The organism is Cytobacillus oceanisediminis (assembly GCF_007830235.1).
Lineage (GTDB): Bacteria > Bacillota > Bacilli > Bacillales > Cytobacillaceae > Cytobacillus > Cytobacillus oceanisediminis.
Map to the genome: position 1 here is coordinate 118,464 of NZ_VLKI01000001.1, position 23,051 is coordinate 141,514.

General features: G+C 41.6%; 20 protein-coding genes and 1 other annotated feature. Of the genes, 6 read left to right on the forward strand and 14 right to left on the reverse strand.

All coding sequences use genetic code 11. The annotated features are described in order from the left end of the window. Nucleotides 1-273: 273 nt before the first annotated feature. The 3 genes from IQ19_RS00585 to IQ19_RS00595 form a co-directional block, all read right to left on the reverse strand. Nucleotides 274-2,634, reverse strand: a complete 2,361-nt coding sequence (locus IQ19_RS00585) for an FdhF/YdeP family oxidoreductase (RefSeq protein ID WP_144538878.1) — start codon at nt 2,632-2,634, stop codon at nt 274-276. Nucleotides 2,635-2,879: 245 nt separating this feature from the next. Continuing rightward, nucleotides 2,880-4,142 carry an L-lactate MFS transporter gene (locus tag IQ19_RS00590; RefSeq protein WP_144538880.1) on the reverse strand — a complete coding sequence of 421 codons (1,263 nt, stop codon included), beginning with the start codon at nt 4,140-4,142 and terminating at the stop codon, nt 2,880-2,882. 545 nt (nt 4,143-4,687) lie between these two features. Then, nucleotides 4,688-5,542: a glycerophosphodiester phosphodiesterase gene (locus IQ19_RS00595; protein WP_144538882.1), complete on the reverse strand. Its 855-nt coding sequence runs from the start codon at nt 5,540-5,542 to the stop codon at nt 4,688-4,690. 268 nt (nt 5,543-5,810) lie between these two features. Here IQ19_RS00595 and IQ19_RS00600 point away from each other — a divergent pair, with 268 nt between their 5' ends. The 3 genes from IQ19_RS00600 (at nt 5,811) to IQ19_RS00605 (ending at nt 6,903) form a co-directional block, all read left to right on the forward strand. After that, nucleotides 5,811-5,984, forward strand: coding sequence for an aspartyl-phosphate phosphatase Spo0E family protein (locus tag IQ19_RS00600; protein WP_110063006.1), 174 nt, complete (start codon nt 5,811-5,813; stop codon nt 5,982-5,984). Between the two features lie 406 nt (nt 5,985-6,390). Continuing rightward, nucleotides 6,391-6,558 carry a hypothetical protein gene (locus tag IQ19_RS27945; RefSeq protein ID WP_199749326.1) on the forward strand — a complete coding sequence of 56 codons (168 nt, stop codon included), beginning with the start codon at nt 6,391-6,393 and terminating at the stop codon, nt 6,556-6,558. 18 nt (nt 6,559-6,576) lie between these two features. Continuing rightward, nucleotides 6,577-6,903, forward strand: coding sequence for a thioredoxin domain-containing protein (locus tag IQ19_RS00605; protein WP_277875265.1), 327 nt, complete (start codon nt 6,577-6,579; stop codon nt 6,901-6,903). Between the two features lie 41 nt (nt 6,904-6,944). Here IQ19_RS00605 and IQ19_RS28270 read toward each other — a convergent pair whose 3' ends face one another. The 8 genes from IQ19_RS28270 to proB form a co-directional block, all read right to left on the reverse strand. Next, nucleotides 6,945-7,037, reverse strand: coding sequence for a putative holin-like toxin (locus IQ19_RS28270; protein ID WP_219993412.1), 93 nt, complete (start codon nt 7,035-7,037; stop codon nt 6,945-6,947). A gap of 540 nt (nt 7,038-7,577) precedes the next feature. Continuing rightward, nucleotides 7,578-8,816: an ATP-binding protein gene (locus tag IQ19_RS00610; RefSeq protein ID WP_144538886.1), complete on the reverse strand. Its 1,239-nt coding sequence runs from the start codon at nt 8,814-8,816 to the stop codon at nt 7,578-7,580. 351 nt (nt 8,817-9,167) lie between these two features. Next, nucleotides 9,168-10,172, reverse strand: a complete 1,005-nt coding sequence (gene pdxA / locus IQ19_RS00615; RefSeq protein ID WP_144538888.1) for a 4-hydroxythreonine-4-phosphate dehydrogenase PdxA — start codon at nt 10,170-10,172, stop codon at nt 9,168-9,170. After that, nucleotides 10,159-11,466 (reverse strand): four-carbon acid sugar kinase family protein, encoded by a 1,308-nt coding sequence (locus IQ19_RS00620; protein WP_144538890.1) that lies wholly within the window; start codon nt 11,464-11,466, stop codon nt 10,159-10,161. The genes pdxA and IQ19_RS00620 overlap by 14 nt, the downstream gene beginning before the upstream one ends. Before the next feature lie 13 nt (nt 11,467-11,479). Next, nucleotides 11,480-12,472: a 2-keto-3-deoxygluconate permease gene (locus tag IQ19_RS00625; RefSeq protein WP_144538892.1), complete on the reverse strand. Its 993-nt coding sequence runs from the start codon at nt 12,470-12,472 to the stop codon at nt 11,480-11,482. Nucleotides 12,473-12,692: 220 nt separating this feature from the next. Next, on the reverse strand, nt 12,693-14,390 hold the full coding sequence (locus tag IQ19_RS00630) for a sigma-54-dependent Fis family transcriptional regulator (protein ID WP_144538894.1): 1,698 nt from the start codon (nt 14,388-14,390) through the stop codon (nt 12,693-12,695). A 391-nt stretch (nt 14,391-14,781) separates the two neighbouring features. Further along, nucleotides 14,782-16,014, reverse strand: coding sequence for a glutamate-5-semialdehyde dehydrogenase (locus tag IQ19_RS00635; protein ID WP_199749368.1), 1,233 nt, complete (start codon nt 16,012-16,014; stop codon nt 14,782-14,784). Continuing rightward, the gene (gene proB / locus IQ19_RS00640) at nt 16,014-17,135 is read right to left on the reverse strand and encodes a glutamate 5-kinase (RefSeq protein ID WP_144538896.1); all 1,122 of its coding nucleotides are present in this window, start codon (nt 17,133-17,135) and stop codon (nt 16,014-16,016) included. Before proB ends, IQ19_RS00635 begins: the two co-directional genes overlap by 1 nt. Before the next feature lie 300 nt (nt 17,136-17,435). Further along, nucleotides 17,436-17,658: a binding site (T-box leader), on the reverse strand. Nucleotides 17,659-17,854: 196 nt separating this feature from the next. Between proB and IQ19_RS28275 the strand changes: the two genes are divergently transcribed. Both IQ19_RS28275 and IQ19_RS28280 read left to right on the forward strand, forming a co-directional pair. Then, nucleotides 17,855-18,343, forward strand: a complete 489-nt coding sequence (locus tag IQ19_RS28275) for a ferritin-like domain-containing protein (RefSeq protein WP_242020843.1) — start codon at nt 17,855-17,857, stop codon at nt 18,341-18,343. A 56-nt stretch (nt 18,344-18,399) separates the two neighbouring features. Beyond that, a complete protein-coding gene (locus tag IQ19_RS28280) occupies nt 18,400-18,747 on the forward strand; it encodes a ferritin-like domain-containing protein (protein ID WP_242020844.1) in 348 nt (115 codons plus the stop codon). A gap of 202 nt (nt 18,748-18,949) precedes the next feature. Here IQ19_RS28280 and IQ19_RS28870 read toward each other — a convergent pair whose 3' ends face one another. Beyond that, nucleotides 18,950-19,081, reverse strand: a complete 132-nt coding sequence (locus IQ19_RS28870) for a hypothetical protein (RefSeq protein WP_277875242.1) — start codon at nt 19,079-19,081, stop codon at nt 18,950-18,952. A 141-nt stretch (nt 19,082-19,222) separates the two neighbouring features. Between IQ19_RS28870 and IQ19_RS00650 the strand changes: the two genes are divergently transcribed. After that, the gene (locus IQ19_RS00650; protein ID WP_144538898.1) at nt 19,223-20,896 is read left to right on the forward strand and encodes a ribonuclease J; all 1,674 of its coding nucleotides are present in this window, start codon (nt 19,223-19,225) and stop codon (nt 20,894-20,896) included. 54 nt (nt 20,897-20,950) lie between these two features. Here the strand turns inward: IQ19_RS00650 and IQ19_RS00655 are convergent, their stop codons facing one another. Further along, a complete protein-coding gene (locus tag IQ19_RS00655) occupies nt 20,951-21,406 on the reverse strand; it encodes a S1 domain-containing RNA-binding protein (protein ID WP_110063022.1) in 456 nt (151 codons plus the stop codon). Between the two features lie 634 nt (nt 21,407-22,040). Then, nucleotides 22,041-23,006: a bile acid:sodium symporter family protein gene (locus tag IQ19_RS00660; RefSeq protein WP_144538900.1), complete on the reverse strand. Its 966-nt coding sequence runs from the start codon at nt 23,004-23,006 to the stop codon at nt 22,041-22,043. Between the last annotated feature and the right edge of the window lie 45 nt (nt 23,007-23,051).

Genomic DNA, 23,051 nt, shown 5'->3' on the forward strand with positions numbered 1-23,051 from the left:
TTAATCCCTTTGATTAACTACCATTTTCTCTGCTGTTCCTTCATTTTCGTCGTTATTCCTTTTGATTAACTACCATTTTCTCTGCTGATCCTTCCTTTTCGTCGTTAATTCCTTTGATTAACTACCTTTTCTGCCTATACAGCTTCGTTTTCGTCGTTAATCCGATCGATTCACTACCTTTTCTCCGGCTGCTCTTTCATTTTCGTCGTTAACCAGCCCCACTATTCCTTTTCAACATCAAAAAAGAGATGGCCCAAAGCCATCTCTCTCTGCTTATGCAGGTGCATCAATTTCGTCATCCGCAATATGTCGTTCATTATATTGTACATCTTTCCGGGCGTTGTATCGATCTGCTTTTTCCAGGGTTACAGTGATGTTGTAGTCTGGAATTCCGGCGAACTTTTCGTAGCGGCCTCTCGGCAATAGGAAATTTCCTTCAGGGAAGTGGACTTCAACGTTGCCGCGGGCGATATCTACAAATTTGGCTCTTCCCTGGAATACGCCGAATCCATTATAGAGCACAATTCCTTCGCCTTCAGCGATGCTTAAATCATGCGCATCTTCCGCGTTCATCAATACGTCATAGCGGCCGGCACCATTCAGCGGGTCCACCTCTTTGTACACCATGGAGTTGAACTGCTTACCGCGGCGTGATGTAACGATGAACTGTCCTTCTTTTTTGCCAAGGTCAGGAATATCTACGGTAATTAAATGACCTTTTCCATCCGGAGTCGGGCAGATTCCGTCCTCGCATAACCACGCGCCGCCCCATTGGAAGACATCTCCCGCTTTCTTCAGGTGCTGAATGCCATCATAGCTTGGATTTGCCAGGGCAATTTCTTCGCGGATTTCCTGTGCATTTTTAAAATCAACCAAATGAGATGTCTCCGGCTTCACGCGTTTTGCAAGGTCAGTATAAATCTTCCACTCTTCACGGGCTTCTTCAATTTTATTCTTATTCCCTTCAATTTCAGGGCTGAAGTACACCATGCGCTCTGTTGAGGTAGAAGTTCCGCCGCCCTCTTGCTCATAACGTGTTTTCGCAGGAAGAACGATAACAGCCTCCTTGGCGTCAACCAAAGTGGAAGTGTTTAAAATAATATCCTGGTGGACACGGATGTCCAGTTCAGATAGTGCTTTTTCAATGAAATCCGGATCAGGCATCGTCTCGAGGAAGTTACCGCCGGATAGATAGTAAAGCTTAATTTTGCGTTCATGGTCTTCAGGCAGCATAATATTTTCAAGTGTTACGCCGACAATATCGCCCTGCCATTTTTCCATTTCAAAGCCCCAAAGGTTTTGGATACGGGTAAAATTGTCACCGTAGAAATCTCCGCCAGGAAGCACGAACGGATCCGCCCCCATTTCTCCGCTTCCCTGTACAGATGAATGGCCTCTGAACGGCATTAAACCGTTATGTTTTCTTCCAAGGTGGCCGCGAAGCAATGCAAGGTTAGCGACCTGTGAAATATTATCAGTTGCAAAAGAGTGCATAGTTAAACCAAGCGCCCAAGCATAAACGGCATTTTTACTGTTGGCCAATAATTCAGCAAGTTCAATAATGCGCTCTCTGCTTACACCTGAGGATTCCACAATATCCTCCCATGATTGTTCCCTTACTTTCTTCTTCAATTCCTGATAGCCATCCACATGCTCGTTCACAAAAGAATGATTAATTGCAGATCCGTACTGCTGCTTTTCCATGTCAAACCAGTGCTTCATGATTCCGTGCATGAACGCAATATCCCCGCCAATGTTTACCTGATAAAAATCATCCGCAATTTTGGTTCCGAATAACGCTGATTCTGGATTGGAAGGAATCCAGTATTTATCCATAGCAGGCTCTTTATATGGGTTCACAACAATGATTTTTGTGCCGTTTTTCTTCGCTTCAAGCATGTACTTGGATGAAACCGGCGAGCTATTGGACGCAACACTTCCCCAGAATAAGAGGACGTCCGTTCCAATCCAGTCCAGATAGTTTGCTGTTGAAGCGCCGACTCCGATTGAACGCTTTAAAGCTGTCTTTGAAGGTGAATGGCAAATGCGGCTCGCATTGTCGATATGGTTTGTTCCAAGGAAGCGGGCAACTTTGCCGGCGACATAATACGATTCATTTGTAATCCCGCGGCTTGTTAGATAAAACGCATACTGCATGGGATCAAGCACCTTCATTTTTTCAGCGATCATATTCATGGCATCATCCCAAGTAATTCTTGAGAACTTGCGCTCGCCCTTTCTGCGGATCATTGGGTATGGAATTCGTCCCAATTTCCGAAGCTCCGTACTGTCATATTTTCTTAACTCATCAATATCTGCATGAAGAATTTCAGGCTTGATAGCACCTGCTGTGTTTAAACGAAGAACATTTAATCGTGTTGTACAAACATGCGGGCCCTTCAACGTCTGGTCATACAGTCCGGATACGCCAAGCGCGCAGCCGTCGCAAACACCTTTTGTTAAAATATTGGCTGCATAGCCGAGGTTATCTTTATTTTCCCAAAGGATTTTCGCTGTATCTCTCATATGCTTCGGCTTTATTTTACCGAGTCCGAATGGTACGGGGCTTACCCAATGCTTCGGATCTGGCATAGCCTTTTTCTTCTGTGGTCCTGGATGTTTCGTTTTTCCCACGCGTAACACTCCTTTTATTTATTGCTAGTCCTATTATTTAATAGAGAAAAACCTCTCTGGATTCTCAATGGTTAATATAGCTTTTTACTATCGTATATGGCTAATAGAGTAAACACGACGTTTCTGCCTGCTTAAAAAGAAAAACCACCGCGAAACAGCCTCTAAAAAAGCTGGGAGATTCTACGGTGGTTAGTCTTTAGCAGGTTCGCTGCCAAGTGCCATACCTGGTTGTGTGGTTATAAAAATTAACTTGCTAAACGCTTATTTGCTTCATTTTGCTTGCGCAATTTTTTAATATCAAATCGAATTAAGATTGAGACAATTAATGCTACGACAAAAAGTCCCGCAAAGCTTGTTAAGCTTGAAGCATAGCTTCCTGTTGAATCCTTCATCCATGCAGCGAACATTGGACCTGCCAGTCCGGCTGCTGCCCATGCTGTAAGGATGTATCCGTGGATCGCGCCGAGTTGCTTCGTTCCAAAAACGTCTCCGATGAATGCCGGGATAGATGAGAATCCTCCGCCATACATCGTGTATACAATTGCCAGCATGATTTGGAATAACATGGCTTCCTTTGTGTGAGGCAAAAGCAAGAATAAAGCAATTTGTGATACAAAGAAAATTGTATACGTATTCGGGCGGCCAATATAGTCGGAGATGGATGCCCATGCCAGGCGGCCCAGTCCATTGAATATGCCCAGCACCCCAACAAGCGTTGCTGCTTCTGCTGTTGTTAAACCGATGCTTTCCTGTGCCAATGGCTTCGCCGCTGATAGGATCGCAATACCGCAAGTTACGTTGATAAATAGCATAATCCACAAATAATAGAAACGGGGTGTTTTTACAGCTTCATTCGCTTTTAACTGTGCCAAATCCTGTTTGATTTTGATTTTGCCTGCTTTGGCTTTTTCTTTCATGCCCTCTGGTGCCCAATTTTCAGGCGGTCTTTCTAAGTATAAAGAAGATAATGTCATGATGATTAGGTACGCGGCACCTAGAATATAGAACGTATTAGCCGTGCCTACAGATTTAATAAGTGTGTCCATGACTGGGCTTGCTACCGCTGCTGCGAAACCAAATCCCATGATGGCAAGACCAGTCGCAAATCCGCGGCGGTCAGGGAACCATTTTACCAATGTGGAAACAGGCGCAATATATCCGACTCCCAATCCGATTCCGCCAAGCACACCGTAGGTTATGTACAAAAATGGCAATGAACCCAGGTTTACCGCGAGACCAGCGCCCAGCATTCCTGCTCCGAAAAATCCTGCAGCAAGCAGTCCTGCTTTTTTCGGACCATGTTTTTCGACGAAATGCCCAAGAAAGGCTGCAGACAATCCTAAAAATAGAATGGCCAAACTAAATGTTAATTGTACCTGCTTCGATGTCCAGCCAAACTCCTCAATCAATGGATTGGTGAAGTTGCTCCAAGCATAAACGGATCCGATTGAAATGTGGATCCCCACTGCTGAAGCGGCAATCAGCCACCGATTTTTTGTCTTTTTCACTTCTTTTCCCCCTCAATAAATAGGCTCTCCCCTTTAAAAAGAACCTTGTGAAGCTCAATCCCTGTGTTTTTGTAAGTAAAACGGTTACAGGAAAAGTTTCTTGAAATAAAAAAAACCGCCAATCTCTCCGCACATTTTTGGTATGCAGAAGAAAGATTGACGGTTAGTATCAAGCAGGATTCGCTACTTAAGGACCAACAGTTAATCGTTTTCAAATCTTGTGACATTTTAACCGACGACAGGTTCGCTATCTCAAATCAAAATGTGACAGATTTATGAACTTAACTTCAAAAAAATCATATCACTTTGAAAAAACTTGTTCAAGTCCTTTTTAAAACTTTGTTATATCAATTTTCCACTATTTAAAGTTGGGAAACAGTTTTCACTTTTTCTACGAAAGAGCTAATATTAGCAACTTTGTGCATTTTATTAGCAACTTTTTGTTTTTACTAGCTGCTTACAGGATATATTAGCAACTCTATTACGGAATCACTTTTCCAGCATCAAAAAATGGCCCGGTGAAAAATCACCAGAGCCATTCTCTATTATTTCCCCTTCTTCACTTCATGAAGCAAATCAGGATAGTTTGTGAACATGCCGGTTACACCCCAATCAATCAACTGCTGCATTCTTGCCTTGTCATTGACTGTATAGGGATGCAATTCAAGTCCGCTGTTCACGACCTTTTGTACATATTCTTCATTAAGATAAGTATGGTTCGGTCCAACACCCATTGCATATTGCTTCATCTCTTCAATTTCTGCGTCGGTAATCGCTGCATTCGTTTTATAAGAGATTAATTGAACCAGTTTAATAGATGGATCTAAATCATGCATCACTTTTAGGCTCTCCGCGCTGAATGACTGAACAAGAAGTTTTTCTTTGTTGATTTCATACTTGTCGACAAGGCGAATAAGCTCTTTTTCCATGCCAGGGTACACATCCGGTGACTTTGTTTCTATGTAATAGCTCTTATTTTTGCCGAACTTCTGTAAAACCTCCTCAAGTGTTGGCACCTTTAAACCTTCATATTCCGGATTAGCGAATTGCGGATATTTTTCATTAAACCAGCTGCCGGCATCAAGCTGCTTGATTTCTTCAAGGGTAAAATCTTTTACGAGCCCCGAACCATTTGTAGTGCGGTCAAGCTTCACATCATGCATCGCAATGAGCTGACCATCATTCGTCATCTGCAGGTCAATTTCAATATAATCACCATGCATTTTTTCCCCCATTTCATAGGAAACCATCGTATGCTCTGGTGCATAAGCCGACGCGCCGCGGTGCGAAACATTCACGATTTCTTTATACTTATCTTTCGCCATCGCCACTCCTCCCCCAACTGTAGCACTAAGACCAATTACAACTGCACCAATCGCCGAAATCATTTTCTTTTTCATATTCCCCATCTCCTATTTCTTAATTCGTTACATATTAAGAATAGAGACGAAGTATTAAGTCTATTATAATCTGATGTAAAAACTGGAAGAATAATAGATTACAAGAATATTAATGCACGTAAAATAACATAGGCCATTCATACTAAATGTTGTTTTTGTTGAAGATTGTAATGTTTTTATAAGTTTTGTCGAATCCGTTTATTTAAAGTTTATTTTGTCGATAATAGAATATAGTATTTTATCAATCCCCGGATTAGGAGCCGAGTAAATGACTACAACTTCGACTACTATAAAACAACTTTATATTGAAATCGATCACCTGCGGCAAAAGATGATTTCTGTTGGAAAAAGAAAGGGATTGTCACATCCAGAAACGCTAATGTACAGTGAAAAGCTCGATCAGCTTATCTATAAAGTACAGCGAAGCAAATACATCCTCTAGAGCGTCCCCAATTTTTTACTCAACTGCTAGTAATAAATAATCCAAAAAAGCACACTCTTATGATAAAGAGTGTGTTTGTTATGACTGCACGTTTAATCGTGATTACCGGCATTATTTTTGGGATCATTTAATTCCAACCTTGTTTAAAAAACCTTCTGCTAAAACTTGGCTGCCATTATTTTTCGTCAGCTACATCTAATCTTCTTTTCAAGAAGGGTCTGCCAATGAACTAGATTTAAGGGAGTTCGGATCCGGTTTCATTAAACAATTGCTTTCCATCTATATCATCATCCCAGTTACTTCCTTTTCCCTGAACTTAAAGTGCATCTTAGTTGAGAAATGATAAAAAGATTGCGATAATGAGAAGAGCATTTACATAAAAACTTTACAAGGAAACGGAGATATTATGCGAAGTAGACTTATGCTTTTAGTGGCAATCGTTCTTCTTGTTCTGACTGCTTGCGGTCAGGATAAAGCCGAAGACCCGATTACCTTAAAAGATCAGAACAGCAACGAAGTAACTTTTCCGCAGGACAAGCCAGCCCTCTTCTTCTTTATCACCACATACACCTGAGGACTCTGCCAACAGCAACTGGTCGAGTTGCATCAGAACATGGATAAAGTAGAAGACATGGACGTAAACATGTATATCGTCAGCAATGACCAGCCCGAGCAGCAGCTTGAGCTGTATAATGGACTTGAAGAAAAAATGGGCCATAGCCTCCCATTCGTATCAGACCCTAATATGGAATTGATTGAACGAACTGACATGAAAAACGGTGATACAGCTTATAGAGGATACGCCTTAATGGATACAAAGGGAAATATTGTGTTTAATACGGTCAATGACCACTGGGGTGAAGAAATCGATAAAACGGCCAAAGAAATAAAAGAAGAGTATGATAAGCTATCCAATTAAATTTTGGTACGGGACAGAAAAAAACACGCTTAGCAGCGTGTTCAAGAATCCCTGTCTCTATCTTTAAATTGGAGCATGGCGATTACAAACATACCGAAACTGATCATCAGAGATAACACTTCAAAGGTACCCATTCATACATCGCCTCCTTACCTTCAGCTTTCCCGGAACCAAACTTGTCCTATACTCAGGAAAAGTGCCTAATTGGATATCCGTACTAAAGCCTAAAGGAAGGGTTAAGATCCGAATTAAAACAATAGTCTTTAAAATTCGCATAAAAAAAGGGTTTGGAATTGCTCCAAACCTATTTTATTTTTGCTGTTTTCGTAAAGCTTGTTGCCTTTTACCGGCAAACTTAGTTAATCTAACTGAGTTGATTGTAGCGGAGGGCACTTGATCCTCGAAAATGCATCCGAATTTTCTTCGTGCGGTGTTTATTCAAGGATAATTATTCAATGTCCTAACGGGAAGTGAGGGAAGTGTAAGACCCCACAGGCGAAGCCGAGGAGGCTCGCATCGCTCCCCGCGGATTCGCTGAGTGCCCCGTGCTGAAATCAACTGGCAGAATTTATAAGCAAAAACAACAATCTATGAGAAAAGAGCTTTTATTTTTCACGGCAATAATATTAGGAAGCACTATTTGATGATCAGGAATATGTAGGTAAAGATTCAAGTTAAATCGCTTCGTTTTTAATCCCTGCCTGCTGTTCCGCAGGCAAAACAATTTCAATTTTTGTCCCCTCGCCCACTTTGCTGTCTATTGTCAGCCGTCCATTATGGTTTTCGATAATCTTGTAGCAAATCATAAGGCCCAGCCCGGTGCCCTTCTCTTTTGTTGTATAAAAAGGCTCGCCAAGGCTTGGAATTCGATCTTGGGGAATGCCTACGCCCTGGTCTATAAATTGAATGGAAACAGTCTTTTCTGTTTCATTCTTTACTTTTATTTCAATTTCGCCCCCAACGGGCATTGCTTCAATCGCATTTTTAATGATGTTTAAAAACACTTGTTTTAACTGGTTTTTCTCGCAAATGATCAATGGCAACTCCGTATCATATTCTGCAAAGATTTGGACATTGTTCAGGATTGATTGGGTATTGCTCAGCGTAATCACTTCGTTGATTAATATTTTTATATTTTGAGATGAATAGATATCTGCAGTCGGTTTGGCCAACACAAGGAATTCACCGACAATTCCATTTATGCGGTCAAGTTCTGATAGCACAATATCGAAATATTCTTCTTTTTGGCTGCTGGACTTGAACAGCTGTACAAAGCCTTTTATCGAAGTAAGCGGATTGCGGATCTCATGTGCGATGCCGGCAGCCATTTGCCCCAAGAGTGCTAGTTTCTCTGATTTTTGAAGGAGCTGTTCCGTTTGCGCTTTTTTATCAGAAATATCTGCCCCTATGGAAAGAACAGCCTGGCCCCCTTCAAAATCTACATATAAAGACGAAACCTCAACATATCTCATTTTTCCATCTAACTGCTTGATTCTATATTCCGAATTATTCAGGAGATTTTTTTCTGTTTTTATATGCTGGTATCTTTCCTGGAAGCGGCCTAAATAATCAAGGTCAATAAAGTCCAAAATCGGCCTTCCGATTAATTCGTGCTTATCTTTAGCCCCAAGCATAGATACAGCAGATGAATTTGCATATAAGATTTTAGTATCCTTATGTATAAGAACGGAAACTGGCATTGATTCCAATAATAATTTATAGCTGTTTTCACTTTCCCTGGCTATTTCCCCATAGTATCGGCTTTTGTCAAATTGCCATCCTACAAACCAGGCAATGACGGTGAAGATAAAAAAGTCGATTGTTACAAAGGCTTCATTAGAAAAAATGGATTGATATGCAGTAAACATAATAGAAATAAGCACCAATAAAATTTGACCCAGTCGATTCTTCATAAATTCCTCAATTATCTAAATTTATTTTTATATTATATTAGCATCAAATTAATCAGAAGAATATAATTTCTGAAAAAATTCTAATCCCTTCCTAAATCAAAAAGCCTGCCTGCTGTACAATGGGGGGCAGGCTGAAGAATACAGTTAGTATTATTCCAATCTACTGTTCTGACCACTGGCTTGTTAAATAGCACTTGAACAGGAAAAAGGCACTAATAAAATAAAAACTTAATAATCACCCTAAAAAACAGTCTTTATATCATTATATCACTTAAGTATACAATTACACGAACTCGCAACATGTACATAAAAACCCATCCGATTATCAGATGGGTTTTTAAAATAGGCGATTTAATTCTTAGGAGCAAGTTCCACTGCCTGCCGCATAGCTTCCATTAAACTTTTTTCGTCTGCAATTCCTTTTCCAGCAATATCAAAGGCTGTACCGTGGTCTACACTTGTACGGATGATCGGCAAACCGACTGTGATATTAACACCAGCATCCAATCCTAATACTTTAACAGGGCCATGGCCTTGATCGTGGTACATGGCTACGACTATGTCAAAGTCTCCGCGGACAGCTCTGAAAAACAATGTATCCGCTGGAAGCGGCCCGATTGCATTAATGCCCTCTTCCTGTGCTTTTTCCACACCTGGAACTACTTTTTCATCCTCTTCACCATATCCGAACAGGCCATTTTCACCTGCATGAGGATTGATTCCGCACACAGCAATTTTAGGTGATTCAATTCCTGCTTTTTGCAGCGTGTCATGTGCAAGCTTAAGAACATGGTAGACTCTTTCAGGATTAATCATTTTAACAGCATCAATGATGCCAACATGTGTAGTCACATGGATGACCCGTAAGTTCGGTGCAGAAAGCATCATAGAATAATCTTTCGTATTGGTCAAATCCGCTAAAATTTCTGTATGGCCAGGATACATGTGGCCTCCTTTTTGCAAGGCCTCCTTATTTAGCGGTGCCGTACATATTGCATCAATGCGTTTTTCCTTCGCCATTTTAATCGCTTCAGCCAAGTATTCAAAAGCAGCATGTCCTGCTTCCGGAGACACCTGCCCGATTGGGAGGTCTGCTGGCAAAAGGTTCAAATCAAGACAGTGAACGACACCATGCTCATAAGCAATCTCATCCAGCTGTTCCGCCTTTACTGGTTTAATAGAAAGCTTGCTGTCAACAAATGACTTAGCCCGCTCCAGAATTTTACTATCACCAATGACAAGCGGGTTGCTGATTTCATACATTTCTTCGGATGCAAGGCTTTTTAAAATAATTTCCGGCCCGACACCTGCTGCGTCCCCCATTGTAATGCCTACTACTGGTTTAGTTTGACTCATTGCACTCAACCTTTCTTGTCATATAATGTATAGCGTTCACCAGGGATTGCTCGCTGCCGAATCCACCGGCTTTTGTAACTGCCCAATAACTTTTTTCTTTACTGCACAAACGTCCAAAAGGCAGCCCCGGCTCTACTTCCGAATGAAGCTCCATTTCTTGTATACCCAAGGCTAAACATGCAGCCTTTGCTATGTCTCCGCCTGTTAAAATTAGTCCGTTCATCTCCGGGAAGTCAGTAACGAGTTCGTTTGCAATTTGCCCAAGTCCCTTGGCAATTCTTTCGCCAATCTGCTTTCCGGACAAGTCAAGTGCTTCACCGGCTTCCCGCGCTGCCTGGCGGTTCTGATCGGATGAATCCACAAAGACAACAATGTGATTTTTTTCATAATTCTTATAAATACCAGAAATGATTTTTTCTATCTCAATTGTATTGTTCACCAATTGAACAGGATTAATTTCTACAAAATAAGATTGATCAAGCGCTCTTATATTTGAAAGCTGTTTTTTTGTAACCTTGGATAAACTTCCTGAGATCGTGAGTGTTTTATCAACGTTTACTTCATTATACCCAGCTTCGCTCTGGGAAGTTAATTTCAGCGCATCCGGTAAATATTCAACCAATGCTCCAGATCCTGTCCAGATAATTTTTTTCTGCAAGCTTGCGAAAATCTCTGCAATTGTCTGCAGATCCTCTTCCCTTTCACTATCACACACAATCCAGCTCTTACCCTCAGAAATGGCATTTTCGATAAAATCAAGAATAGCTGCTTTTTCACCGCGGAGCAATTCCAGGTCAAGCAATGCCGCATCTTTTCCTGCATGCTGTTTTAACATGGCAGGCAAATAACTTTCCGTTACCGGTGTCTTCGGATCCATTCCGAATTCTGTTTTGGTAATTAGTTCGCCATTTACATAGTGATGGCCTGAAACTGTCGTACGATTCATCTTTGGAAATGCCGGCGCAACCACGATTATGTCTGGATGATATACCGTTTCAAGTGCTGCAAGCTCAACCGGGATATTTCCTCTTAATGTTGAATCCACCTTTTTGTAAATATGGCTATAGCCCTGTTCAAAAAGAAGAGAAGCGGCTTTTTTCACTGCTTCATATGCTTCTTCTTGTGTCTTAGCGCGGCTATCGGTATCAACAATTAAGACGTCAGGATTGGATTGAATCCCTTTTTCTGTGAAATCCAGCATAACTGATGCAGTCAGGCCTTTTTTCGCCAGCTGTACTCCTGAATCATTTGCACCTGTAAAATCATCCGCAATGATTCCAAACTTTTTCAACACGAGAACCACATCCTTAGCCATTAACTTTCATGATGTTTCCTTCTTTAAATTCGTAGCCTTTTCTCTCTAGACGTTTAACTAGGAACGCTATATATAGAGGAAGCAAGATTGCAGTTGTAACAGTCGATGCAGCTACTTGGACTGTCGCCAATTCCGCATACTGGGCAAAACCTGCACTAGCTGCTGCAATGGCAGCAGGTGTTGCTACAGCATTGCCGGCAGTTGATCCTTCAGCGGCACCTACTATCGGATTCCACTTAAGCGCCTTAAACACTAGATACCCTGCAGTACCAGTTACGAATACTGTTAATAGACCAAGAATAATACCTGATAATCCGCCTTCAACAATCGCACCAAAGTCAATTCCCATACCTAGAGCGAAAGCGAAGAATGGAATTAGCATAGAGCTTCCTTTATCAAGAAAGTCACGCATTTCTTCATCCAAGTTACCTAAAACCATACCAACTAAAATTGGAAGTAATACAGCGATAAATGATTGCAGTGAGAACATTCCATCAACAAAGCCCATTGCACCAAAGATAGATAGGGCTACCATTGTTAAGAACGGTCCGTCATTTAGTGCAAGGAGTGAATAGGCTGCACGGTCTTCCTTGCTTCCGTATTGACCTACAAGTGCAACGAACAAACCTCCATTACTGTTTGTCATGGCAGCAATGATCGCAATTGGAGCCAATCCAAGCCATAATCCATTCTCGCCTGCGAACATGTAAGCCATTAAACCAAACACCGCACCGACTACCCATTTTGTGGCTAAAAGAGTTGCCCCTTTTCCAACTGAAACCCCAAAGGATTTCACGTTAATTTGAGCACCAGTGCACAAAAGGAATAAAGCAATTAATGTAGAGGCACCGTTTACAAACAAAGCTTCTGTGAAGTTCCCTATGCGAAGCAAATTAGGAGCAAACGTATTTAGTATTGCTGCAATTAGCAACGGCACAACCATCATACCGCCAGGAATTCTGTCTAGAGTTGCTTTGATCTTCATAATTTTAACATCCCCTTTATTTATGTTTCAATTTTAAACAGTTACTGAAAACGATTACAGTTATATATTAAACGCTTTCAATGCAAAATACAACACTTTTTTTAAAGATAATAGATTCGTATTTTTTATAATTTGTTTAATTGTTGCATTTTGAAACAAGTTTAATTATTGCTTTTCCGATAGTACAATATTTATAACTCCATAAAAAAGAAGCTGAACATTATTGTTTCAGCTTCCTCCATAAGGTAGAACGGTTGATGCCTAGCCGTTTTGACACCTTTGTTTGATTTTGATCTTCCTCTTCCATAACCGCTTCAATAATCCGTTTTTCGATTTGGTCCAAGGTTCCTGTTAACAAGCCTTCATCTATTTGAGACGGACGCGGCTGCTTTCGTTTCAGGTGCTTTGCCACTGTTTCTTTCCAAATCGTATATCCCTTTTCAGCTGTCACAACGTCATACAGAAAGGTTTTTAATTCAGCCGCGTTCCCAGGCCAGTTATATTGTTCCAAAAGTTCAATGGCTTCTTCTTTAATCTTTATCGCAGAAGTTCCTAATTTCTGATGAAAACTTGCGATAAAGTAAGCAGTCATTGGCCTGATATCCTCCCTGCGTTCAGTTAATGAGGGGATATAAACACGATTCGCTTCGTCATCAAAAATGGCGGAATGAAAACCTTTTGTTTCACCCTGCAAAGAAAGAATGACCTCTTTTCCAGCCTGAGTCCATTGTTTACAATGCTTTACCAATCCGGATCTTTTCTTAGAAGAGATTTCTTCGGCTCCATAAATAAAAATGGTACGAATGTCTTCATCAAATCCATCAGGCATCTTCATATTTTCTTCAGCATGGATAGACGCAAATAGCCCCCTACCCTGGTATCTTAAATAATGGATATATCGAGCTATTAAACTCTTGCCAGTACCCGCCGATCCGATTAATATCCAAAAATTGCGGTTATTGGCTGCAGAAATAGCCCCCAGACATTCCTTCATGGCCTCGCTCTCTTGTATAATCATGGGCAGCTGAGGAACTGCTTCAATCTTCACATTAGAAGATGGCTGTTTCTCACTTTCAAGCTCTGAAATTACAAACTGGGTAAAGCTTTCCTCTCCTATTTTCAGAGTTGAGACCCTAATTTTTAGCACTTCCCCTTTTTTGCCGTTCATTGTCACCACTGAGTTAGGACTTTCCATCCGATGAACCAGGGTTCCTAACTGGCTAGGCTGGACCGGGGGCAAAGTGAACGTATTCCATTGCTCAAACACTTTTTCTCCCTTGCTGTCAGTAACAAGAATGTTTTCCGCATTTGCCTTAAGAATTTCCTTTAGCAGCTCGTTTTCCATTTGTTTTTTCCTAAAAGAATGATATACCGATTTCGCCTTGTAAAAGGCATCATAAATGGCTTCTCTGCCTGACTGAATAAGGATTCCTTCAAGCCCAAATTTAGATGCTGCTTCTACTGTAACCACATCACCCATTATTAGTTCAAAGCCTTTGGATTTAAGCTCAAAGACCAGCCCTTCAACTTCCTCTTCCTTCGCTACTGTGAAAACCTCAATCCCTATCTCCAGAATATCGGTTATCGTCTTCGCTCCAAGAGTAATGTTTGAAAACCCAACAATAGCCTTTTTGCCTGGAAAATCATTGGCCAGCGTTAAAACCCGTAGCATATCATACCCGGATACTTGGACATCAATAACAGGAATGTTCGTTTCCTGCTCAATCAGCTTGGCTGTGCCCCCACGGCTGATAATTATTTCAGTTCCATTAGCTTCTGCATTTTTCACATATGGGAGAGCATGACCTAAATTTCCTCTTTCAATTTTAATATCCAAATCATCTTCTTTCCCCCTGCACTCCTCTATTAAAGGAATCATTGCGGGATAAGGAGCAATAAATAACGTTTTTATTTTCATCACATTCACCTGAATTTATCTTACCATTCATTTATAGGACACACCAATAAATTAAGAAAAGATCGTTCATTCATACGTGCTCCTTACTAAAACGAGCTAAAAAACCGAAAGAAAACAATCTGGGCATAATTTTAAATAAAGTTCTTCATATAAAAGATTCGTTTAAATGCCAATTCCCTTCTAAATCTGCATGACCAGCCAGTAGAACGTTTCCTGAACACTGCGGGATTAGATTTATATACGATTAAATTTTTTATTCTTATTATATAAATTTTTAACTTTTTTATAGAAAAAATAAATTCTATAATACATGATTTTATCTTTGTTTAGACTCACTGATTGCTTTTCTCAACAGAGAAGGCATGATAGATTTAAGAAAGGAGCCAGTCATTTATTTAATTTGTCCGTTCCCCTTAATCAAGTATTTCGTTGAAGTTAACGCAGTAAGTCCCATTGGTCCGCGGGCGTGAAGCTTTTGGGTGCTGATGCCGATTTCTGCGCCAAATCCAAACTCGAATCCGTCTGTGAAGCGGGTTGATGCATTGTGATAAACAGCGGCAGCGTCTACTTCATTTAGGAATCTTTCAACATTCTCCAGGTTATTAGAAACGATTGCTTCAGAGTGTTTGGTTCCGTACCGGTTAATATGAGTGATTGCCTCATCCACGCCATCCACCAGTTTCAAAGCGACCTCCATGCCAAGGTATTCCGTTGCCCAGTCTTCTTCTGTGGCAGGAATGATTTGCTCCCCCGTAATTCCCTCATCCCCATGTATGATAACCCCTTTTTCCAGCAGTGCTGACACAAGCTCAGACAAAGCAGGCCAGTCTTTATGAGCAATTATCGTCTCACATGCGTTGCATACAGACGGGCGCTGGGTTTTCGCATTAATGGCAATTTCAATTGCCATCTTTTTATCAGCACTTTTATCAATAAAAACATGGCAGTTGCCTGCACCTGTTTCCAAAACCGGCACTGTCGAATTTTCCACGACCGTTTTAATCAACTTTGCACCCCCGCGCGGAATCAGGACATCAAGATATTCATTCAGCTTGAACATATGAGAAGCTGTTTCCCGGCTGGTATCCTCAATCAGCTGAACCGCATCAACAGGAAGGTCGCTTTTTTCTAATGCATGATGAATGACTTCTACAATTGCCTTATTGGAATGAATCGCCGTCGAACTGCCCCGCAGCATGACAGCGTTCCCAGTTTTCAAACACAAGCTTGATGCATCGACCGTCACATTAGGACGCGCCTCATATATCATCCCGATTACACCAAGCGGAACGCGTACCTGCGAAATCAAAAGTCCATTCGGGCGCTCCCACTCAGTCAAAATCTCTCCGACTGGATCATTCAGCTCTGTCAGCTGAATCAGTGCGTCAGCCATATCCTGCAGTCGCGCTTCAGTCAATCTCAGCCGATCCAGCAAAGAATCATTCATGCCGTTTTCTTTTCCCGCAGCAAGATCCTTTTCATTTTCTTTTAAAATAAACCCCTTTTCCTGCATAAGCTGGCTGGATATTAACTCAAGCGCCCGATTCTTTTGCACTGTTGTTAATTTCGCCAATAAAGCCGCTGCTCTCCTCGCTTTTTCCCCTTTTTGTCTCAACTCCATCATCATCTTGTCTCCCTCCTTTTTTGGCTAACCCAGTGATCACGATGGATGACCACACTGCGGTCACTATTCGCAATCAGCATCGCTTCTGTGCTTGGCAATCCTTTAATTTCGCTTAATTCGTCTGATGAAAAATTAACCTGGCCTCTCCCGATGATATCTCCTTTTGGACCAACAACCTCCACCACATCATTAACCAGAAAGTGGCCAGTAATGTCGGTGACACCAGCAGGCAGAAGGCTTTTCCCCTGTGTTAAAATCGCTTGTGCCGCTCCCTGGTCGACTGCAATTTTTCCGTTTGGAACTGAATGGAGCGCAAGCCATTGCTTCGATGTCTTCACACTTGCCTGCGAGCTGCTGCCAATATACGTGCCATCTCCTTTGCCATTGAGAATTTCTTCTAGTTTATCTGGTCCGGTTCCTACCCCGATAAACACCTGCACACCCAAAGCCAATGCTGTACGTGCTGCTTCAAGCTTCGTCGCCATCCCGCCGGTGCCCACTTTTGAACCTGATCCCGAAGCAGCCTTCATCATATCCTCTGAAATTTCAGTGATAAAGTTGTATTTTTTAGCCTGAGGATTGGTGCGCGGATTCGAATCATAGATGCCATTGATATCCGTCAAAATGATTAAATGCTGTGCCTGAATCAGTCCGCTGACAAGAGCAGATAGCATGTCATTATCCCCAAACGCAAGTTCTTCCACCGATACGGAATCATTTTCATTAATAATCGGCAGAACATTTCGCTTCAAAAGCTCAGATAAAGTCGCATTGGCATTTTGATATTGTTCCTTGTGAAGGAAATTCTGCCTTGTCAGCAATAATTGCGCGGCAACAATGCCATGTTTTTTAAATTCTTCCGTATAACCCTGCAGCAAAAGACCCTGTCCGACTGCTGCAGCCGCCTGTTTGCCGGCAATGGTTACAGGGCGTGACGGATAGCCGAGATCGGCAAAGCCCGCGGCCACCGCTCCTGAAGAAATCAATATGATCTCATGCCCATGCTTCTTCAGACGAGCAAGTGCATACACATGCTCCTGGAGCTTCTCAATACAAAGTCCGCCATTCGTATTCGTCAGCGAACTGCTTCCTATTTTGACAACAATTCTTTTCTTTTTCATAGCCTACACCACCCAATCTCTGCCCTTTTATAAAGGCTCTGGTAACCTTGCCTGTTGATTTCCGCTCAGGGAAGCTCACCCGAACCGCGGGCGGTCCGACGCTCCTCAAGCATTAAGCCTGCGGGGTCTCCCTTTGAACCGCACTCCTGCAGGACATTAATAAGCATCCTTAAACACGGCACGAAGGAAATGCGAAAGCATTTTCGCGGGATTAGCGCCTTCCACTCCAATCAATAAAGTGTAAAAATCAACATTGAAGTTTAACATAGCCAAAAATAAAAAAAGCCCTTCTGTCCCTATAAAAAGGACGGAAGAGCTTTGTCTTTCGCGGTACCACCTTCATTGGCACTTAACACACAAGTGCCCGCTTTAAAACTCCTTTAACGCAGGAAAACGGCCAGGTTTGCCTGACAGCTCAAGGGATAGGTTCAATAGCTTTGCAGGCCGCAGGATCTTTCAGCCGGTGAATCCTGCTCTCTTCTTGCCTGAGTTCTATTTACTGGTTCCCTGTCATGACTTTTTCTTTATAAATGCGTTCCATTTAATTAGAAATATTATGCACGCTGGGGACTTTTATGTCAATAAAAACTTTAGCCAGCGAAGTAAACCATACCTCTAAAACAAAATCTGACTTGCACATATACCCATTAATGATTCATACGATAACATGATATGCTGCTAAGGAGGTTTTTTATTTATGATTTCTAGTAATTATTTTTATGACTACCCTATTTATGATTCGCTCACCTGTTGACAAACAGTTAGTAAGCGATATTCAAAAAGCTATAAATGGGGAGTTTTCGGCCATTGCTTGCTATAAAAGCTTAGCTGAAATGGCACCAGCAAAGGATGAAAGAAGTCAAATTACTGAAATCCGAAAAGATGAAATCCGGCATTTAGAAGAATTCAAAAGAATTTACATCAGCTTAACAGGAAAGCAGCCAACGCCTCAGCGTCTTCCTGGATGTCCAAGTACGTATAAAGAAGGGTTGGATTTTTCGTTCCATGATGAGCAAAAGACGGTCGATTTTTGTTTGGATTTAGCAGAAAGAATGGACGGTCCATCTTTCAAACAAACCATTCGCCGGGCTGCTCCTGATGAACAAAATCACGCAGTTTGGTTTATGTATTTTATCCATAAAAATCAGCGAAAGAGACATTCTGAACGCCAGCAACAGCCGAAACTTACGGCGCTAAAGGGGCATTAAATGCCGTTACACTAACATTTCCCCAAATGCTTACTTATGCCATGCAGGACGAGTATTTGGCTCAATCAAGATACATCAATATCCTAAATACTTTTGGAGAAATTCGCACATTCACACAAATCAAAGCAGCTGAACTGAGACATATAAGCGCATCGCTGAACCTTTTCCAACGTTATCAAGTACCTGTCCCTGAAGATATTTCCCAAATGTTTATCACAACTCCAAAATCGATCAAAGAAGCCTATGCCGCTGGGGTCCAGGGGGAAATAGAGAATATCTCCATGTACGAAAAATTTTTGGCCTTTAACATCCCAGCCGATGCCAGAAACGTTTTTTCTAATCTGCGCAACGCTTCGCTTAATCATCTCGCTGCTTTTGAAAGAGGGTTAGCTAGAAATTTTTAATTGTAAGGTTAAAGGAATCACGGCAGTACATCCAGGGTTAACCTGAAAGTTCAAGGAATAGGTACAATAGCTGCAGACAAAGCTATTAAACTCATTCTCTTTTTATAAAATTTTACCTTGCGAATTTCATAAAAAATTTTTCCTCATCAAAAAAACAAATACCTGCCGTATAGGCAGGCACCGGTATAGAGTATTAACATTTTTAGCTTTGGCCTCTGGTACCTCTTCCAGGATTAGAAGAGGAGCGGGCATTTTTGTTTTTTTCATCGGGTGCAAAAGTTTGGTTATCCTTTGTAACTTTAGCACCCTCTAAAAAATTATCTTTTGTTTTCAATTGAAATCACCTCCTATATTATGTTGCACCTATAAGGTGTTTTTATAATAATGTTCGAAGGTTCCAAATGTTATCATTTTCTTATAAACCTCCCCCAATCGGGAATGCTAAGAAAAATGATTCTAGTGGGAGGATATACATATGGAGTCAAACGGAAAACAATTATCCATATTTTCTCTGGGCGGCATTAATGAGATTGGGAAGAACATGTATGTCATTCAATATGGCGACGATATCATTGTCATTGATGCCGGGGGGAAATTTCCGGATGAGAGCTTACTGGGAATCGATTTAATTATCCCCGATATTTCCTATCTGGAGGAAAACAAGGACAAGATCCGAGCTTTGATTGTGACGCATGGACATGAAGACCATATCGGAGGAGTTCCTTATTTACTGAAAAAAATGAACATGCCAATTTATGCGACCCGTTTTACGCTTGGATTGATTGAATTAAAGCTTACCGAGCACCGGCTGATTGGGGATTCAGAACTTGTCAGCATCGATTCTGAATCCAATCTTACTTTTGGCGAAATCGGTGTGAGCTTTTTCAAAGTGAATCATAGTATTCCCGACTGCCTCGGAATTGTTTTTCAAACACCAGAGGGCAATGTCGTGCACACCGGAGACTTTAAATTTGATTTAACACCGGTGAATCAAGAGCATTCGGATATTCATAAAATGGCGGAAATTGGCCGAAATGGCGTCTTGGCGCTTTTATCAGAAAGCACAAATGCGGAACGGACAGGCTCCACGCCAACTGAACAGATTGTCGGGGAAAATATTGAAGAGGCCTTCATGAAGGCTCCCCGAAAAATCATCATCTCCACTTTCGCTTCGAATGTCAGCCGTGTCCAGCAGGTGGTGGAAGCGGCGATTAAAACCAATCGCAAACTTGTGCTGCTTGGCCGAAGTATGGTGAATGTGGTGGATGTGGCAATTGAGCGCGGGTACCTCAATGTTCCCGAAGGAATGCTCGCTGATCCAAAAGAAGCGATGAACTTGCCACCTGAAAAAGTCTGTATTCTTTGTACGGGAAGCCAGGGAGAGCCGATGGCTGCATTATCGCGTCTATCAACAGGAAATTATCGCGATGCAGAGATTCATCCTGAAGATACTGTAATTTTAGCTGCATCTCCTATTCCAGGAAATGAGCGGGATGTTTCGAAAATCATCGATAACCTCTTCCAGCTTGGTGCAAGAGTGATTTACGGATCCGGAAGCTCTACAGGCATGCATGTTTCCGGCCATGGCTACCAAGAGGATTTAAAGCTCATGCTTACGTTGATGAGGCCAAAATATTTTATTCCAATTCACGGTGAATACAGAATGCTTCATCATCACCGTTTGCTGGCGGAATCTGTGGGCGTTGAAAAAGGCAATACTTTTATCATAAAAAATGGCGATGTAGTTGATATCGAAAATGGCGCTGCCAGGCAAACCCGGAGGATTCCTGCAGGAGATACGTACGTAGACGGTGTGGGTGTTGGGGATATTGGAAGCATTGTGCTGCGCGACCGCAAGCAGCTTTCCGAGGATGGCATGATTGTTATTGTGTTAACGATGAGTAAAAGTGAACGGAAAATGATTTCGCGTCCTGACACGATATCACGCGGATTTGTCTATGCACGGGAATCCGAGGACCTTTTAAGAGAAATTAATCGGATTGTCGAAAAAACGGTGAACGACCTGCCGGAACAGGATAAAAGCCAGTGGAATGTCATCAAACAAAGCATTAAAAAATCATTGGGGCAGTATTTGTTTACGCAAACAAAACGGAAGCCAATGATCCTGCCTATCATCATTGAAATCTAAACGACAAAGAAGGCAAGCCTGTAACCGGGCTTGCCTTTATCTAAAGGGAGCTGATTATCCGCGTCTTCCGCCTCGGCCGCCCCGCTTTGATTCAGTGTTGCGCTTCAATGAAGAAATATTTTCTTCACTCGACTTTAAAAACTTAGCCATCTTATCTTCAAAGCTTTCTTTCGGTTTAAAGTTTCCTTTCGAACGGAAATCTCTAGAACCGCCACGGCGATCATCTCTTCCCTGGCGCGGTGGGCGCTGTGAATAAGATGAAGTTTGTCCTTCAGGTCTGTCTACTGCTTTTTTGATGGAAAGAGCAATTTTGCCTTCCTTCTCACTAAGCACCTTTACAGTAACCTCGTCGCCTACTTTCAAATGGTCATTTACATCTTTTACATAGCTGTCCGCTACTTCACTGATGTGAACAAGACCTGTTGTTCCTCCAGGCAATTCAACGAAAGCTCCAAAATTTGTAATGCCTGTTACTTTTCCTTGTACTTTACTACCTATTTCGATTGACAAAAAACTTCCCCCTCAGTAATGTTAACAACGACTTATTATAACTTTTTTTCGAGATAATTTCAAATTCAAAAAATCAGCATATTTGCTTCATTATAGTCCATATCTCCTCGATATTCTACCCGCTTAAATTAGAGATAAATCATGTTGTTGCCTCAATTTTATTCAAAGCAACAAAAAAAAAGCATATTTGCCCTTTCTTAGACATATAAAATGTCAGCTTAAAGTGAATTTTTTGCGGCGAATCGTGATTTAATGTGCGGATAAAATTTTTTATGTGCGGATAGCACGAATTTATGTGCGGATAGCACGGATTTATGTGCGGATAGCACGAATTTATGTGCGGATAGCATTTTTAAGTGGAGAATATCAAATTTTCGATCCCGAACGTTATTTTTCACATATGAGGACAGAAAAAGAGCCAGTTTGCCGGCTCCTTGCCATAGATCTTATGATGTTACATTATATTTTTAGTCATTTACCGGCCAAATTACGGCTTTTACCAGCCGATTTCGTATTTTTACCGACCATATATAATGATTTACCGGCCGAATCAATCGTAATACCGGCCAAACCAAAAACTGATTCCCTCAACAAAAAAAGCTCCTATAATAGGAGCTTGATAGCTGATTGCTAATTAAACTGAATGCCCTTCCTGAAGCACTTCCCTGCTAAAATGCCGCTTTATAAGGACGCCAAAAAGGGAGGCCAATACTTGCTGAAAAAGCATTCCGAGCACAACCGGAACGGCAACTGCCGGCGAAAAAAACGTGACCGCTACTACAGCACCAATACTGATATTCCTCATTCCTCCATTAAAGGTGACTGCCACTGTGGTTTCACGGTCATACTTCAGCAGATTTGCGGTAATAAAGGTTAGCAAGTAACCCATGAATGCAATAAAAAAGACAGTGACTGCAATTCCGATTAATTTCAAGTTCACCTCTTTTAAATAGGGGGCAACGACAGCTCCGTTCAGTAAGACTACTATGGCCATCCCGAGCTTCGAAAAAGGGGCAAGGCGGCTGCTTAAAATCACAGCACTCTTTCCTTTCGTAACTTGGTTTAAAATCATCCCCAGGAAAGAAGGCAGCACCACCATCCAGAAAAGTCCCGTCATCATTGGTAAAACATCAATGTCTACAGTGGTCTGAAAAAATACGGATAATGTCAATGGCACAATAAACGGAGATAGAAAGGTATCAACCAAAATGATCGATAAGGTTAGCGGGATGTTCCCCTTATAAATGGACACCCAAATGAAACTCGAAATGCCTGTTGGAATGGCCATTGCCAGCACTAAGCCTGTAATGGTGTAGGGATCATCTCCAAATGCCAAGTGCCCGGTGCTCCAAGCAAAAAGCGGCATTAAGATATGCAGCATAATCACGATGAGAAAGAGCGGTTTAGGGTGATGAAGAATCTGTTTCAGTGAACTAAAATTTGAATTAAGACTTCCGGAAAACGTCATAAATGCAAAAACCCATGGAATAATATAAGCATAATCCTTAAGATACACAGCCAGTAAAACACCAATAACCACGCTAGTGGGAGTTATCAATGGCATGGATTTCTCCAGATGTTTATTTAATTTATATAGCACAATGATGACTCCCTTCTTCTTGCCGATGCCTTTGAAAATCTATTT

Coding starts and splice junctions, on each gene's coding strand:
- IQ19_RS00595 (WP_144538882.1), bottom strand. CDS start 5,542: ATGAAAAAGAAAATGATTTCGGCGATTGGTGCAGTTGTAATTGGTCTT.
- IQ19_RS00600 (WP_110063006.1), top strand. CDS start 5,811: ATGACTACAACTTCGACTACTATAAAACAACTTTATATTGAAATCGAT.
- IQ19_RS27945 (WP_199749326.1), top strand. CDS start 6,391: ATGCGAAGTAGACTTATGCTTTTAGTGGCAATCGTTCTTCTTGTTCTG.
- IQ19_RS28270 (WP_219993412.1), bottom strand. CDS start 7,037: ATGGGTACCTTTGAAGTGTTATCTCTGATGATCAGTTTCGGTATGTTT.
- IQ19_RS00610 (WP_144538886.1), bottom strand. CDS start 8,816: ATGAAGAATCGACTGGGTCAAATTTTATTGGTGCTTATTTCTATTATG.
- pdxA (WP_144538888.1), bottom strand. CDS start 10,172: ATGAGTCAAACTAAACCAGTAGTAGGCATTACAATGGGGGACGCAGCA.
- IQ19_RS00625 (WP_144538892.1), bottom strand. CDS start 12,472: ATGAAGATCAAAGCAACTCTAGACAGAATTCCTGGCGGTATGATGGTT.
- IQ19_RS00630 (WP_144538894.1), bottom strand. CDS start 14,390: ATGAAAATAAAAACGTTATTTATTGCTCCTTATCCCGCAATGATTCCT.
- IQ19_RS00635 (WP_199749368.1), bottom strand. CDS start 16,014: ATGATGGAGTTGAGACAAAAAGGGGAAAAAGCGAGGAGAGCAGCGGCT.
- proB (WP_144538896.1), bottom strand. CDS start 17,135: ATGAAAAAGAAAAGAATTGTTGTCAAAATAGGAAGCAGTTCGCTGACG.
- IQ19_RS28275 (WP_242020843.1), top strand. CDS start 17,855: ATGACTACCCTATTTATGATTCGCTCACCTGTTGACAAACAGTTAGTA.
- IQ19_RS00650 (WP_144538898.1), top strand. CDS start 19,223: ATGGAGTCAAACGGAAAACAATTATCCATATTTTCTCTGGGCGGCATT.